We start from the raw sequence: 14,402 nt of genomic DNA on the forward strand, positions 1-14,402 counted from the left end.
GTCGCGGGGACGTGGAAGGCGGCACGCGCCCGCGCCGATGGTGTCACCGAGGACGAAGCCCGCGCGGCCCTGCAACGGCTCGACCCGCTGTGGGACGAACTCTTCCCCGCCGAGCAGGCGCGCATCGTGGCGCTCCTAGTCGAGCGGATCGACCTCGCTCCCGACGGCTTCGACCTGCGCCTGCGCATCGACGGCCTTGCCGGCCTCGCCCGCAAGATGCTGGCCTGCGCGGTCGGAGAGGCCGCATGACCCGTCCCGCGCCCGCCGATACCGTCACCCTGCGCGTGCCCTTCCGGCTCGCGAAGCGCGGCGGGCGCAAGGAAATGCGCCTGCCCGAGGGCATCGCGCCGCCCCGACGCCCCGACGACGCCCTCGTCAAGGCCCTGGCCCGTGCCTTCCGCTGGAAGCGGATGCTGGAATCGGGCGAGTTCGTCACCGTTGTCGAACTGGCCGAGCGGGAGGGGATTGCCCCCTCATACATGACCCGCGTCCTGCGGCTCACGCTGCTCGCGCCCGACATCGTAGAGGCAATCCTGGACGGGAAGCAGGGGCCGAAGGTGAGCCTGGCGCAGGTGCTGGAGCCGTTCCCCCTCACATGGCAGCACCAGGCAAAACATTTTTCTCTGTAGGAAGGAAACTGCGCTACCGTAGATTGACGCGCCGCTCTGCAAGGCGTAGAGTTCTGTAATCAGCTCTACAGAGATTCCGTTCATGCGGCTCGCGCAGCTCTCAGACATTCGCTCCGGCTACACGGCGCGCGGCCGGCTCGATCCGCTGCGGGATGGCGGCGTGCCGGCCTTGCAGCTGCGTGACATCGCGACGAGCGGCGAGGCGCCGGGCCCCGACTTCCAGAGATACGACCTGGGCCAGCTGCCCGACCGATACTTCGTCCGCGGCGGCGAGGTCGTGTTCCGGTCGCGTGGCGAGCCGAACACCGCGGCCGCCATTCCGGACCCGCTGCCGGAACCCGTGGCGGTCATCGTCCCGCTGGTGATCCTTCGCCCCGACCGGCGCCGCGTTCTGCCCGACTACCTCGCCTGGGCCATCAACCAGCCGGACGCGCAGCGCAGGCTGGGCGCCGAGGCGCAGGGCACGAGCCTGCGGATGATCCCGATGGCGGTCCTCGAGAACCTCGAGATCGCCGTGCCCGACCTGCCCACGCAGAGACGCATCGTCGAACTCGACGCGCTGGCGCGCCGGGAGGCGCAGTTGCTCCGCCGCCTGGCCGCGCGCCGGGAACACCTTTTCAGCCTCATTCTCGGCGAGGCCGCCAGGGCCGCCGACCGGAAGGAAACCGCCCGATGACCGATCAGATCACCCAGAGCCAGATCAACCAGACCGCCTGGGCGGCCTGCGACAGCTTCCGGGGCGCGGTCGATGCCGGCCAGTACAAGGACTACATCCTCGTGATGCTGTTCCTGAAATACATCTCGGACCTCTGGAACGACCATGTCGAGACCTACCGCAGGCAATACGGCGGCGACGAGGCCCGCATCCGCCGCCGGCTCGAGCGCGAGCGCTTCATCCTGCCCGAAGGCGCCAGCTTCTACGACCTCTACGCCCAGCGGAACGAGCCCAACATCGGCGAGCTGATCAACATCGCGCTGGAGCGGATCGAGGATGCGAACCGCGCCAAGCTCGAGGGCGTCTTCCGCAACATCGACTTCAACTCCGAAGCCAATCTCGGCCGCCCGAAGGACCGCAACCGCCGCCTGAAGAACCTGCTCGAGGATTTCGCCAAGCCCGCGCTCGACCTGCGCCCCTCGCGGGTGAGCGAGGACATCATCGGCGAATGCTACATCTACCTGATCTCGCGCTTCGCCTCGGACGCGGGCAAGAAGGCGGGCGAGTTCTATACCCCCGCCGCCGTCTCGCGGCTCCTGGCCCTGCTGGCCGCACCCCGGCCCGGCAACACGATCTGCGATCCCGCCTGCGGGTCGGGCTCGCTGCTCATCCAGGCGTCAACGGTGGTCGGGTCCGAGAACTTCGCCCTCTACGGGCAGGAGGTGAACGGGGCGACCTGGGCGCTGGCGCGGATGAACATGTTCCTGCACGCGCGCGACGCCGCGCGCATCGAATGGTGCGACACGCTGAACAGCCCCGCGCTGGTCGAGGGCGACCACCTGATGCGCTTCGACGTGGTGCTGGCCAATCCGCCCTTCAGCCTGGACAAGTGGGGGGCCGAAAACGCCGCCGCCGACCCCTGGAAGCGCTACTGGCGCGGGGTGCCGCCGAAATCCAAGGGCGACTACGCCTTCATCACCCACATGATCGAGATCGCCAGGCGCCAGACCGGCCGGGTGGCGGTGATCGTGCCGCATGGCGTGCTGTTCCGCGGCGGGGCCGAGGGGCGCATCCGGCAGAAGCTGATCGAGGAAAACCTGCTCGACGCCGTCATCGGCCTGCCCGCCAACCTGTTCACCACCACGGGCATCCCGGTCGCCATCCTGATCTTCGACCGCTCGCGCGAGGAGGGCGGCGCCAATGCCGACCGCCGCGACGTGCTGTTCATCGACGCCAGCCGCGACTTCACCCCCGGCAAGACGCAGAACGTGATGGACGAGGGCCATGTGAACCGGGTGCTGGAGACCTACCGCACCCGCGCCGAGACCCCGCGCTATTCCCATCGGGCAAGCCCCGAGGAGATCGCGGAAAACGGCTACAACCTGAACATCCCCCGCTATGTCGATACCTTCGAACCGGAGGAGGAGATCGACGTGGCCGCCGTGCAGAGGGACATCGCCCGGATCGAGGCGGAACTGGCCGAAGTGCGGGCGAGGATGGCCGGGTATCTGAGGGAGTTGGGTGTTGATGGGTAACCTAGAGTTTCAAGCGACGGACTGGATCGAGATCGCCTTAGGGGACGCCTGCACATTTCGAGGGGGCAGCGGTTTTAGCGAGGCCCATCAGGGCCATAGGAGTGGTGATCACCCGTTCATCAAGGTTAGCGATCTGACCATCGCCGGCAACGAGAAGTATATCACCACGGCCCAACATTGGGTTTCCGTTGCAGCCCTGCGCGAGCTTCGTGCCACCCTGCAGCCTGCAGGTGCCGTTGTTTTCCCGAAAGTTGGCGCTGCGCTCAAGCTAAACAGAAGACGGATTCTCCTGCGCCCGACTGCAATCGACAACAACATGATGGCGGCGATTCCCGATAGGCAGAAATTAGACGGGGAGTTTCTATACTACTTTCTCCTTACCCAGGACCTTGGGCGGTTCAGCCAAGAAAGTGCTGTTCCGTCTGTCAACCAACAGCATCTCTCATCCATCGAGATCAGCCTCCCCCCTCTCCCCGAACAGCGCAAGATCGCGGCGATCCTGCGGACCTGGGACGAGGCGCTCGAACGGCTCGCCGCCCTGCGCGCGGCCAAGGCGCGGCGGCTCGACGGGCTGCGCGGCAGGCTGATCGCCGCAGCAAGCCGTGCCGGTCGTCCGGCCACCTTCGGCGATGTCCTGACCGAAAGCCGTGAGCCCGGCACGGACGGGGCCACGGCGCGCAAGATTTCCGTCCGTCTCTACGGCAAGGGCGCCGTCGAGAAGGACGAGCCCCGCGGCGGCAGCGCAAACACGCGCTACTACCGGCGCCGGGCGGGCCAGATCATCTGGAGCAAGCTCGACTTCCTCAACGGCGCCTTCGCCCTTATCGGCCCCGAACTGGACGGGCTCGAATCCACCCTCGACCTTCCGGCCTTCGACTGTTCCGAGGCCGTCAATCCGGTCTGGTTGATCGAGTATCTGACGCGCCCGGCATACTACACCCGTCAGGTCCATCTTGCGCGCGGCCAGCGCAAGGCGCGGCGGGTCTCGCCGGAAGACTGGCTCGCCTCGCCCCTGCGACTGCCCGACCGGCAGACGCAGGACCGGATTGCCGCCGCGCTTTCGGCGGGCCGGGAGGAACTCGCCCTTCTCGACGCCGAGATCGACGCCCTGACCCGCCAGAAGCGCGGCCTGATGCAGAAGCTGCTGACGGGCGCGTGGAGGGTGATGCCGGAGGAGCCTGTTGCCTGATTTCTCCGACTTCATCGTCTTTGCCGACGAAAGCGGCGATCACGGGATGGTCAGCATCGACCCGCAGTATCCCGTCTTCGCGCTGACCTTCTGCGTCCTGCGAAAGGACGACTACATCACCACGGTCGTGCCCGCAATGCAGCGGTTCAAGTTCGGCATCTGGGGGCACGACTCGGTCGTCCTGCACGAACACGAGATCCGCAAGAGCCTTGGTCCCTTCGGCCTGCTGCGCACCGACCGCGAGCTGCGCAGCCGCTTCTTCGACGAGATGAATGCGCTGGTGGAGGCTGCCCCGATGACGATCTTCGCTTCGGTCATCGACAAGGAAAGGCACCGCGCCAGATACGCCAACCCCTGGAACCCCTACGAAATCGCCCTTCATTTCTGCATGGAGCGGCTGCATCTGATGCTGACCGCAGAAAAGCAGCACGGAAGGACCGTGCACGTCGTCTTCGAGAGCCGGGGCGCCAAGGAAGACGCGGAGCTTGAACTGGAGTTCCGGCGCATTGCCGGAAACGACAGCCACTGGGGCTATCGCCGGCACGACTTCAGCCGCTTCGACTTCCAGCCCGTGTTCATCCCGAAGGCGGCCAACGCCCCCGGCCTGCAGCTGGCCGACCTGACCGCCCGGCCCATCGCGTTGTCGCGGCTGCGCCCGGACCAGCCGAACCGTGCGTTCGAGATCATCAAGCCCAAGCTCAAAGGCCTCAAATGCTTCCCCTAAGCCCCTGTCAGAGCGGAAAAAACAAAGGGGCCCCGGAAGCTCCAGGACCCCTCTGTCGACCGGGAAATGCCCAATCCTTTGATCGGTATATAGCCACAGAGCCCCTTGACTGCAAGTTAATCCGGGCTCGGGAGCGCGCCCCATGACCTTCGACGCCGCCGAGAAGGTTCAGTCCCAGGTTCCAGCGCTGCAGCTGCTGGTGGCGCTCGGGTTCGCCCCGCTCAGCCAGGCGGAGGCGTTGCGTCTGCGCGGGGGGCGGCTGCGCAACGTGGTGCTGGACGATGTGCTCGCCGAGCAGCTCATGCGCATCAACCGCTTCACGCATCGCGGCCGGGAGTATGCCTTCGACCTCGAGGACGCGCACGAGGCGATGCGGCGGCTCAAGCCCACGCCCGACCGCCTGAAGGGCCTGCGCGGCACGAACCAGGACATCTACGACACGCTTCTTCTGGGCACGACGATCACCAAGGCCATCGACGGCGACTCGAAGAGTTACTCGTTCCGCTACATCGACTGGGAGCGGCCGGAGAACAACGCCTTCCACGTCTCCGCCGAATTCGCGGTCGAGCGGACCGGCTCGAGCCAGACCAGGCGCTGCGACATCGTCGCCTTCGTGAACGGCATCCCCGTCCTGGTGATCGAGAACAAGCGGCCGACCGAGAGCCTTCGACGCGCGGACAGCCAGCTGATCGGCTACCAGAACGAGGACAACATCCCGCAGCTCTTCCACTTCGCCCAGCTGCTGGTGGCCATGAACCGCAACGAGGCGCGCTATGCGACGGTCGGGACGCCGGGCAGGTTCTGGCAGACCTGGCGCGACGAGGAAGACACCGACGCGGCCATCGCGCCCCTTGCCAACCGCGTGCTCACCGCGGCGGAGAAGGACGCCATCTTCTCCGGCGATTTCGCGGGCGCGCGCGCCTACTTCGACGCGATGGCCGCCGAAGGCGACCGCGCGGTCACGGTTCAGGACCGGACAGTGTACGCGCTGTGCCGCCCCGAGCGGCTGCTCGACCTCATCCGCCGCTTCACCGTGTTCGACGGCGGTGTGCGCAAGGTGGCGCGCCACCAGCAGTTCTTCGGCATCCGGCGCGCCGTCGAGACGGTCAAGCAGCATGACGTCAGCGGCGCCCGCAAGGGCGGCGTGATCTGGCACACCCAGGGCTCGGGCAAGTCGCTGACCATGGTGATGCTGGGGCGTGCGCTCGCGCTCGAGCGCAGCATCGCGAACCCGCGCATCCTTATCGTCACGGACCGCGACGATCTCGACAGGCAGATCAAGGACACGTTCAAGTCCTGCGACCTCGAGCCGGTCCGCGCGACCAGCGGGGTGCATCTTCTCGAACTCATCCGGCACAAGGCGCCGCTGGTCACCACGATCATCAACAAGTTCGACACGGCGCTGAGGAACAGCAATCTCGCGGACGAGGATCCGAACATCTTCGTGCTGGTCGACGAGAGCCACAGGACGCAGACGGGTCGCTACGGCGGCCACAGCCAGTTCGCCGCCAGGATGCGGCGTCTGCTGCCCAGGGCCTGCTACCTCGGCTTCACCGGAACGCCGCTGCTGAAGAAGGAGAAGAACACGCTGTCGACCTTCGGGCGGCTGATTCACCGCTACGCCATCGAAGAAGCGGTCGCCGACGGCGCCGTCGTGCCGCTGCTCTACGAGGGACGGCTTGTCGAACAGCAGGTCTCGGGCGCCGTCATCGACCGCTGGTTCGAGAAGATCAGCGCGGGGCTGACCGACAGCCAGAAGGCCGACCTCAAGCGCAAGTTCTCCCGGATGGACGCGCTGGCCAGGACCGACCAGGCCATCCGGGCCAAGGCGTTCGACATCTCCGAGCACTATCGCCAGCACTGGCAGGGGACCGGCTTCAAGGCGCAGCTGGTCGCCCCGTCGAAGGCGGCAGCCGTCCGTTTCAAGGAGTTTCTCGACGAGATCGGCCATGTCTCGAGCGCGATCGTCATCTCGCCGCCGGACGAGAACGAGGGCAACGAGGAGGTCGACCAGGAGTCGAGGGATCTGGTCCGCCGCTTCTGGTCGCAGATGATGGCGCGGTACAACACCGAGGAGGGGTACAACCGCCAGATCATCGACGCCTTCAAGGGCTCCGGCGACCCGGAGATCCTGATTGTCGTCTCTAAGCTGCTCACCGGCTTCGACGCCCCCCGGAACACGGTGCTATACGTCTGCAAGTCGCTGAAGGAGCACAATCTTCTGCAGGCCATCGCGCGGGTGAACCGGCTCTACGAGGATGGTGGAACGGAGAAGCAGTTCGGCTTCATCGTCGATTACGAGGGGTTGCTGGGCGAACTGGACAGCGCCCTGACGACCTATAGCGCCTTCGAAGGTTACGAGGCCGCCGACCTCGCCGGGACGGTCCATGACGTCCGCGAAGAGATCCGCAAGCTGCCCCAGTTGCACGATCAGCTCTGGGACCTCTTCAAGCCTGTGCGGAACAAGAAGGACATGGAGCAGTTCGAGCAGCACCTCGCCGACGACGCGCTGCGCCACGAGTTTTATGCGCGCCTCAAGGCCTTCAGCCGGTGCCTGCACATCTCGCTCTCGTCCGACAAGCTCTTCGATGTGTTCGACGACGCGAGGGTCGACGCCCTGAAGCGGGACTGGAAGCAGTTCTCCGAGCTCAGGCGCTCGGTTCAACTCCGCTACCAGGAGACGGTCGATGTCCGCGAGTTCGAGCCGAAGATCCAGAAGCTGCTCGATGACCACGTCGTGGCGATGCCGGCGGAGACGATCATCGAGTTGGTCAACATCAACGATCCCGACGCGCTGAAGGCCGTGGTCGAGGAGACGGGGGTGTCCGAGGCCTCGAAGGCGGATCGCATCGCCAGCGCGACCCGGAGGGCGATCACCGAGAAGATGGATGAGGACCCGACCTTCTACAAACAGTTCTCCGAGCTGCTCGAAGCGACCATTCGCGCCTATCGCGAGAAGCGGCTCTCCGAGCGCGAGTACCTGAACAGCGTCGTGGACCTCGCAAGCAAGGTGGCCCGCAAGGATCGGGGCCGGGATGTTCCCGAAAGCATCCGAGGTGATGAGGATGCACAGGCGTTCTTCGGGATCCTCGACGGTCAGCTCAAGATCAGGGGCGACGAGCCGGTGGTCGGCGACGAAGCGGCATCCATCGCTCTGGAGATCATCGACATCGTCAAGTCCCACCTGATCGTCGACATCTGGTCGAACGAGGTGGCCCAGAACAATCTGCGCAATGCCGTCGACGACTACTTCTTCGACGTCTTGCGCGACCAGCGGGGCGTCGATCTGCCCTTGGAGGTGCTCGACGATCTCGAACTGAAGATCATGGATCTTGCCCGGGCGCGGTTTGCAGCATGACACGGGAACTGCACTGCCTGCAGTACGGCGAGCAGGAGATCCGGTACGAGATCGTCCGCCGACCCAGGAAGACACTGGAGATCGCCGTCGAGCCGGATGCCTCGGTGGTGATCGCGGCCCCGGAAGACGCGACTCTGGACGCCATCGAAGCCAGGCTGCGGAAGCGCGCGGCTTGGGTGACGAGGCAGCAACGGTACTTTGCCCAATTCCTGCCGCGGACGCCGGAGCGCAGGTTCGTCGCCGGTGAAACGCATCTCTACCTCGGGCGCCAGTACCGGCTGAAGGTCGTGCCGCATGTCCAGGAATGCGTGAAGCTGATCCGCGGTTTCATCGTCGTGCAGACACACCGGCCGGCCAGGCCGGAGGTGACGCGCGAACTGGTCGAGGCATGGTACCGGGACCGGGCCCACATCAAGTTTCCGGAGCGGATCGAACTCTGTCTCGGTCTGTTCCCGGATCCCGAGGCATTCCGCCCGAAAGGTCTCATCGTCCGCCAGATCCGGCAGCGATGGGGGTCCATGTCGCCGGCCGGACGCCTTCTGCTCAACCGCCGCCTCGTGCAGGCCCCGGTCGACGCCATCGATTATGTCATTACCCACGAGCTCTGCCACGTGGCGGAACCTCACCACGGGGCCGCCTTCTTCGCGCTCCTCGACAAGGTGATGCCCGATTGGGAGCGCCGGAAGCAGAGACTGGAACGGGCCATGGTCTGAGAGTTTCCGAACCCAGTCGCGGCAGGCGCGAACGCGACCCCAATCCAAGCAATTTCGGACGCTGGATTTTTTTGCTATCTTACAAGGGCTTATAAGAAATTCACCAAACGAGCGCAGTCAACAGGTCCGGAGAATATCGGACCTGAGAGACCGCTTCGGGGCCTCGCGACGGCAGGGGAAGTGCTCAGCCCCTCCTGCATAACCCTCGAAAACAACGGAAAAATCCGGCCGCAGCCGGATCGGGAGAACGCGTTCGCGGGGGCAAGTGGCGGAGCGGGAGGGATTCGAACCCTCGAGACGGTTTCCCGCCTACACACTTTCCAGGCGTGCGCCTTCGACCACTCGGCCACCGCTCCGTCCGGCGTCATGTGCCCTGCGGGGCGGGCGGATGCAAGGGGCGTCGGGGCCGGGCCGTGTCAGCGGGGATGGAGCGCCTCGATCGTCACGTCCTCGGCGAAGTACTGGAAGCTGTCGGCATTGATCACGGCGAGGTCGGGATCGGAGAGCGCCATCCCCTCGCAGACGGGGCGGGAATAGCACTCGTCCACGGTGCCGGCGACGGAGGGAAAGTGCGTGACCTCGTGGATGATGGTCCCTTCGCGCGTCCCGTCGGTCTGATCGCCCAGCCCGCGTTTCGCATCGGCGATGCCGGGCATGCGGAAGAACGAGGGGCAGAGATGGACGATGCGGGGGCGGTCGTACAGGACGAAGCCGTAGATGTCGTCGCGCTTGTCGCCCTTGCATTCGATGCGCGCCGGAGCGAGGCAGGCGAATGTCAGCGAAGGGTCCTGAAGAACCGTTGCCGTCCGCCGGAGGGTGCGCCGGACCGTGGCGGCGCGGTCCTCGTCCCATTCGCCGAACCAGCGGACATAGGCAGGCGTGTCGGCGACCGAGTCGGCGGCGAGCAGGGCCAGTGTCACGGCCCCGTCGAGCGCGGCGCCGGCCACGCGCGCCTCGAGCTTGCTGCAGTTCTCGAAGCCCTGGGCCGCGGCAGCGCCGGGCCAGACGGCGAGCAGTACCAGGGACGCGATGCGCATGACCCCTCTCCGTCGGTGCCCCCCGGCCAGCTAAGCGACCGCCGCGCAGGCGGTCAATGCGAGGGCGTCAATCTTCGAAGACGCCGGGAATGGATGCGGGGGGGCGATCGAGCCAGCGGGGGACGGGCAGACCGCGCTCCCGCAGGAAGGCGGGATTGAAGAGCTTGGACTGGTAGCGCGTCCCGTAGTCGCAGAGGATGGTGACGATCGTGTGGCCCGGCCCCATCTCGCGCGCCATGCGGATCGCGCCGGCGACGTTGATGCCCGAGGAGCCGCCGAGGCAGAGGCCCTCGTGCTCGAGCAGGTCGAAGACGATGGGCAGGGCCTCCGAATCGGGGATGCGCCAGGAGAAGTCGGGGCGGAACCCTTCGAGATTGCCGGTGATGCGTCCCTGCCCGATGCCTTCGGTGATGGAGGTGCCGGGGGCGTCGAACTGGCCGGTCGTGTAGTAGGCGTGGAGCGCCGCCCCCTCGGGGTCGGCGAGGCCGATCTTGACGCCCTTCGGCCGGAGCGCCTCGGCCACGCCGGCGATGGTCCCGCCGGTCCCCACCGCGCATACGAAGCCATCGACGCGGCCCCCCGTCTGCTCCCAGATTTCCGGTCCCGTCCCCTCGATATGCGCCTGGCGATTGGCGGTGTTGTCGAACTGGTTGGCCCAGATCGCGCCGTGCGGCAGCGTGCGCGCCAGCTCGGCGGCGAGGCGGCCGGAATAGCGGACGTAGTTGTTGGGGTTGCGGTAGGGCGCGGCGGGGACCTGGACGAGCTCGGCCCCGGCAAGGCGGAGCATGTCCTTCTTTTCCTGGCTCTGCGTCTCGGGGATGACGATGACGGTCCGGAAGCCCATGGAGGCGCCCACGAGGGCAAGCCCGATGCCGGTATTGCCGGCCGTCCCCTCGACGATGGTGCCGCCGGGTTCCAGCGCGCCGCGGCGCACGGCGTCGCGGATGATCCAGAGCGCGGCGCGGTCCTTGACCGACTGGCCGGGATTCATGAACTCGCACTTGCCGAGGATCTCGCAGCCCGTCGCCTCGGAGGCGCGGCGCAGGCGGATCAGGGGGGTGTTGCCCACGACGGCAGCGAGGTCGGGTCTGGGAGTGGTCATGGCGCGGCCCCCGTGGTTGCGGCCCCTGTGTAGGAGCGGCGCCGGGGGGGCGCAAGGAGCCCCCTCCCCGCCGGGACGGCCGGCGAGGCCGGCGCCATCCGGGCAGGTCGTGGATGCCGCGCCGTTGCGGGCAGGGTTTGTCCTCCCGTGACGGGCGGCGGCGGGATGCGTCCCGCGGGCGGCCGGGCCCTCTCGCGCGTGCGGGCTGGTGCACGGCTTCGGACACCCGGTGGGCCCGCCCTTCCCGGGCCCTGTAAAGAGCAGCGCGCCGCCCCTGCCCCCGCGGGGGGAGCGGAAAGGGCCTGTCCCGGCAGCGCCCGCGCCGGAGAGGCGCGGGGCTGCGGCGCGCAGGGCCCCGAAGGGGAGGACCCGCGACAGGACAGGACCTGCCACAGGAGAGGTTAAGATCGGGTTAACGCCCCCCGCCGCGAGCACCCGTCCGGGCCCCCATCCTCCGGCCCGTGGCGCCGGAGCCACAGGGCCCGCACCGGAGGCCGGAAAGCCTGCCGCCCGCCCGCCGGTCCCGCCGCGTCGGCGGAGCCGGAACGGGACCCCCCGAGAGGGAGGACGCGGGCCGCGCCCGTCAGGCGCGGATGTCGCGCCAGCGGCGGCCCTCGCGATGCAGCAGCATCATGGCGTCGTCGGGACCCGAGGAGCCGGGATCGTAGAGCTTGGGCACGTCGTTGCGCGCCTCCCACCCGGCGATCAGGGGATCGGTCCAGGCCCAGGCGGCCTCCACCTCGTCGCCGCGCATGAACAGGGTCTGGTTGCCGCGGATCACGTCCATCACCAGCCGCTCGTAGGCGTCGGGCACGTCCTCGGCCCCATTGCCCAGCGCCTTGGCAAAGGTCATGTCGAGCGGCACGTCCGTGAGGCGCATGCCCCCCGGCCCCGGCTCCTTGATGGTCACGGTGAGGTCGATGCCCTCGTTGGGCTGGAGGCGGATGGCGAGGATGTTGCGGTGGGGGCGGTCGTCGCCCTCGAAGATGGAATGGGGCAGGTCCTTGAAGACCACGGCGATCTCGGAATGGCGCGCGCGCAGCTTCTTGCCCGTGCGCAGGTAGAAGGGCACGCCCGACCAGCGCCAGTTGGCGATCTCGACCCTCAGCGCGATGTAGGTCTCGGTGAAGGAGCGGGGATTGCCCACCTCCTCGCGGTAGGAGGGAGCGGAGGGGGTACCGTCGTACTGGCCGCGGACGATGTGGTGGGGGCGCACGGGCTTGAGGGCGCGGATGACCTTGAGCTTCTCGTCGCGCACGGCGTCGGCCTCGAACCGGGAGGGCGGCTCCATGGCGATCAGGCAGAGAAGCTGCATCAGGTGGTTCTGGACCATGTCGCGCATGGCCCCGGCCTTGTCGTAGTAATCCCCCCTGCCCTCGACGCCCACGGTCTCGGCCACGGTGATCTGGATGTGGTCCACGTAGTGGTTGTTCCAGAGCGGCTCGAACAGGAGGTTGCCGAACCGGACGGCCATCAGGTTCTGGACCGTCTCCTTTCCGAGATAGTGGTCGATGCGGTAGATCTGGCTCTCGTCGAAATGCTCGGCGAGGGTGCGGTTGAGGGCGCGGGCGCTGGCGAGGTCGCGGCCGAAGGGCTTTTCGACCACGATGCGCGATTCGCGGTCGGCGATGCGGTGGGCGTGGAGACGCTCGGCCAGCGGGCCGAAGAGCGACGGGGCGACGGAGAAGTAGAAGGCGCGCACGGCGCCGGGGCGCATGAGGTCGCACAGCCGGTCCCAGCCGCCGTCGCCGGTCGCGTCGATGGAGACATAATCGAGCCGCTCGAGAAACGCCTCGAGCGTGTCGCGGTCGGCCGCGAGCGCGGGGGCGAATTCCTCGATCCCCTCGCGGATCAGGCTGCGCCAGCCCTCGGCCCCGAGGTCGGAGCGCGCGGCGCCGATCACGCGGCTGTCGGCCGTCATCTGGCCCGCATGGAAGCGGCGCAGGAGGCCGGGCAGGATCTTGCGCCGCGCGAGGTCCCCCGTCCCGCCGAAGATCACGAGGTCGAAGGGGTCCACCGGGATCACACGAGAGACCATGAACGCCCTTTCCCCCGAAGCGCTTCCGTTAGCGCTAACGGCCGCTCTCTAGCCGGTGCGCTGCCACAGGTCCAGTGGGCAACGCGGACACGGGGACGGGTCGGACGGAACACGGATGCTTCAGCCGGGATGGTGCCGGGAGATGGGGCGTTGTCCGCCCCTCGCGCGCGCCTTGTCAAGCACCGGGGCGGCAGAGCGGCTTGATCGGCCGCCCCCCGGCCCCTTACGCTGCGTCAGGGGGCAAGGGAGGACAGGGGATGGCTCGGCTGGTGATCGCGGTCGCGCTGGGCGCGGGGATGGCCGGAGCGGCCGAGGCGCAGACGGTCCGGGCCGAGGAGCCGCAGACGGTGCTCTCGGCGCTGCGGGCCTACGGGCACAAGGCGCAGCTCGAACAGGACGAGGAGGGCTTTCCGCTGATCCGGGTGGACCGGGACGGCATCCGCTACACGGTCCACTTCTATGGCTGCGCCGAAGAGCGGGCCGGTTGCCGCGACCTCCAGTTCCGCACGAGCTTCGACGTCGATCCGGGATTCGATGCGGCCTGGGCCAACGACTGGAACCGGCAATGGGTGGCGGGCCGCGTGGACGTTAATGCCGAGGGCGATCCGTTCCTGAGCTATTTCGTCACGACCGCAGGGGGCCTGTCCCCGGCGACGTTCCGGGGGGTCATGGACATCTGGTCCTCCACCCTCGACGGGCTGATGGAGGATATCGACTGGTGAGGGCCGTCAGGTCGCGCGCCGCCAGCGCGCGGCCGTGACCGCCGGATCGAGGCTGAGGCGGCCCACGATCTGTTCGAGCACCCCGCTGGGCGTGTTGGGGGCGGTCACTTCGGCCGTGACCTCGACCCGGTCGCTGCCCTCGATGTTCTCGCTCGTGAGCGCGGACAGATGCAGGCCGTTTGCGGCGAAGTCCGCCAGCATCATCGCGCGGACATGCGCCTCGTGCGGGGCGCGGCAGACGACGGAGCAGGAGAGCACCTGCGGCAGTTCGGTCGTCTCGATGGGCTGCCGGTTGAGCCGGATGACGAGGGGACGCAGCGCGAGGTTCACGAAGATCACGAGCGCGGTGACGAGCGCGGCGAGCGCGATCGCCCCTGCCCCGGCCATCACCCCCACGGCGGCCGAGCACCAGAGCGTGGCGGCCGTGTTGAGGCCGCGGACGTTGAGCCCTTCGCGGAAGATGATGCCGGCGCCGAGAAAGCCGATGCCGGAGACGACCTGGGCGGCAACGCGGGTGGGGCTGACCTCGTCCGGAAAGGCGGCGGAGAAGACGACAAAGCTCGCCGCGCCGAGCGCGACGAGCGTGTTGGTCCGGAGCCCCGCGAGGCGCTGTCGCCACTGGCGTTCGGCGCCGATCAGGGCGCCGAACACGAGGGCCGCGACGAGATGGAGGGCGGCGGCGGCGACGGTCATGGCCGGG

General features: G+C 67.7%; 12 protein-coding genes, 1 tRNA gene and 1 pseudogene. 9 read left to right on the forward strand and 5 right to left on the reverse strand.

Translation table 11 applies throughout. The features are described 5' to 3' along the window. The 8 genes and pseudogenes from GT358_RS00005 to GT358_RS00040 form a co-directional block, all read left to right on the forward strand. A pseudogene (locus GT358_RS00005) lies at positions 1 to 249 on the forward strand (recombinase family protein); the annotation flags it as partial. Beyond that, positions 246 to 629, forward strand: a complete 384-nt coding sequence (locus tag GT358_RS00010) for a hypothetical protein (RefSeq protein ID WP_166580528.1) — start codon at positions 246 to 248, stop codon at positions 627 to 629. The pseudogene GT358_RS00005 and the gene GT358_RS00010, both read left to right, overlap by 4 nt. A gap of 82 nt (positions 630 to 711) precedes the next feature. After that, complete coding sequence (locus GT358_RS00015; RefSeq protein WP_166580529.1) at positions 712 to 1,305, forward strand: restriction endonuclease subunit S; 594 nt, start codon at positions 712 to 714, stop codon at positions 1,303 to 1,305. Continuing rightward, entirely contained in the window at positions 1,302 to 2,819 is a 1,518-nt protein-coding gene (locus tag GT358_RS00020) for a type I restriction-modification system subunit M (protein WP_166580530.1), read from the forward strand. The genes GT358_RS00015 and GT358_RS00020 overlap by 4 nt, the downstream gene beginning before the upstream one ends. Beyond that, positions 2,812 to 4,008 (forward strand): restriction endonuclease subunit S, encoded by a 1,197-nt coding sequence (locus GT358_RS00025; protein WP_166580531.1) that lies wholly within the window; start codon positions 2,812 to 2,814, stop codon positions 4,006 to 4,008. Before GT358_RS00020 ends, GT358_RS00025 begins: the two co-directional genes overlap by 8 nt. Beyond that, complete coding sequence (locus GT358_RS00030; RefSeq protein WP_166580532.1) at positions 4,001 to 4,732, forward strand: DUF3800 domain-containing protein; 732 nt, start codon at positions 4,001 to 4,003, stop codon at positions 4,730 to 4,732. The genes GT358_RS00025 and GT358_RS00030 overlap by 8 nt, the downstream gene beginning before the upstream one ends. Positions 4,733 to 4,874: 142 nt before the next feature. Further along, positions 4,875 to 8,090, forward strand: a complete 3,216-nt coding sequence (locus tag GT358_RS00035) for a type I restriction endonuclease subunit R (RefSeq protein ID WP_166580533.1) — start codon at positions 4,875 to 4,877, stop codon at positions 8,088 to 8,090. Further along, on the forward strand, positions 8,087 to 8,803 hold the full coding sequence (locus GT358_RS00040) for a M48 family metallopeptidase (RefSeq protein WP_166580534.1): 717 nt from the start codon (positions 8,087 to 8,089) through the stop codon (positions 8,801 to 8,803). The genes GT358_RS00035 and GT358_RS00040 overlap by 4 nt, the downstream gene beginning before the upstream one ends. Positions 8,804 to 9,069: 266 nt before the next feature. Here the strand turns inward: GT358_RS00040 and GT358_RS00045 are convergent. The 4 genes from GT358_RS00045 to zwf all read right to left on the reverse strand — a co-directional run bounded on the left by GT358_RS00045 (position 9,070) and on the right by zwf (position 12,980). Beyond that, positions 9,070 to 9,159, reverse strand: a tRNA-Ser gene (locus GT358_RS00045). A 60-nt stretch (positions 9,160 to 9,219) separates the two neighbouring features. After that, positions 9,220 to 9,840: a M35 family metallo-endopeptidase gene (locus tag GT358_RS00050; RefSeq protein WP_166580535.1), complete on the reverse strand. Its 621-nt coding sequence runs from the start codon at positions 9,838 to 9,840 to the stop codon at positions 9,220 to 9,222. Positions 9,841 to 9,907: 67 nt separating this feature from the next. Next, positions 9,908 to 10,942: a cysteine synthase A gene (locus tag GT358_RS00055; RefSeq protein WP_166580536.1), complete on the reverse strand. Its 1,035-nt coding sequence runs from the start codon at positions 10,940 to 10,942 to the stop codon at positions 9,908 to 9,910. A gap of 583 nt (positions 10,943 to 11,525) precedes the next feature. Further along, positions 11,526 to 12,980, reverse strand: coding sequence for a glucose-6-phosphate dehydrogenase (zwf, locus tag GT358_RS00060; RefSeq protein ID WP_166580537.1), 1,455 nt, complete (start codon positions 12,978 to 12,980; stop codon positions 11,526 to 11,528). A gap of 257 nt (positions 12,981 to 13,237) precedes the next feature. On the opposite strand from zwf, the gene GT358_RS00065 reads away from it, so the two are divergent. Then, entirely contained in the window at positions 13,238 to 13,702 is a 465-nt protein-coding gene (locus tag GT358_RS00065; RefSeq protein ID WP_166580538.1) for a YbjN domain-containing protein, read from the forward strand. A 6-nt stretch (positions 13,703 to 13,708) separates the two neighbouring features. On the opposite strand, the gene GT358_RS00070 is transcribed toward GT358_RS00065, so the two are convergent. Continuing rightward, a complete protein-coding gene (locus tag GT358_RS00070) occupies positions 13,709 to 14,395 on the reverse strand; it encodes an MgtC/SapB family protein (protein WP_166580539.1) in 687 nt (228 codons plus the stop codon). Positions 14,396 to 14,402 lie beyond the last annotated feature (7 nt).

The sequence above is a fragment of the Rubellimicrobium sp. CFH 75288 genome, from assembly GCF_009904055.1.
GTDB lineage: Bacteria > Pseudomonadota > Alphaproteobacteria > Rhodobacterales > Rhodobacteraceae > Rubellimicrobium.

Coding starts and splice junctions, on each gene's coding strand:
- GT358_RS00050 (WP_166580535.1), bottom strand. CDS start 9,840: ATGCGCATCGCGTCCCTGGTACTGCTCGCCGTCTGGCCCGGCGCTGCC.
- GT358_RS00070 (WP_166580539.1), bottom strand. CDS start 14,395: ATGACCGTCGCCGCCGCCGCCCTCCATCTCGTCGCGGCCCTCGTGTTC.
- zwf (WP_166580537.1), bottom strand. CDS start 12,980: ATGGTCTCTCGTGTGATCCCGGTGGACCCCTTCGACCTCGTGATCTTC.
- GT358_RS00065 (WP_166580538.1), top strand. CDS start 13,238: ATGGCTCGGCTGGTGATCGCGGTCGCGCTGGGCGCGGGGATGGCCGGA.
- GT358_RS00020 (WP_166580530.1), top strand. CDS start 1,302: ATGACCGATCAGATCACCCAGAGCCAGATCAACCAGACCGCCTGGGCG.
- GT358_RS00010 (WP_166580528.1), top strand. CDS start 246: ATGACCCGTCCCGCGCCCGCCGATACCGTCACCCTGCGCGTGCCCTTC.
- GT358_RS00015 (WP_166580529.1), top strand. CDS start 712: ATGCGGCTCGCGCAGCTCTCAGACATTCGCTCCGGCTACACGGCGCGC.
- GT358_RS00025 (WP_166580531.1), top strand. CDS start 2,812: ATGGGTAACCTAGAGTTTCAAGCGACGGACTGGATCGAGATCGCCTTA.
- GT358_RS00040 (WP_166580534.1), top strand. CDS start 8,087: ATGACACGGGAACTGCACTGCCTGCAGTACGGCGAGCAGGAGATCCGG.
- GT358_RS00055 (WP_166580536.1), bottom strand. CDS start 10,942: ATGACCACTCCCAGACCCGACCTCGCTGCCGTCGTGGGCAACACCCCC.
- GT358_RS00035 (WP_166580533.1), top strand. CDS start 4,875: ATGACCTTCGACGCCGCCGAGAAGGTTCAGTCCCAGGTTCCAGCGCTG.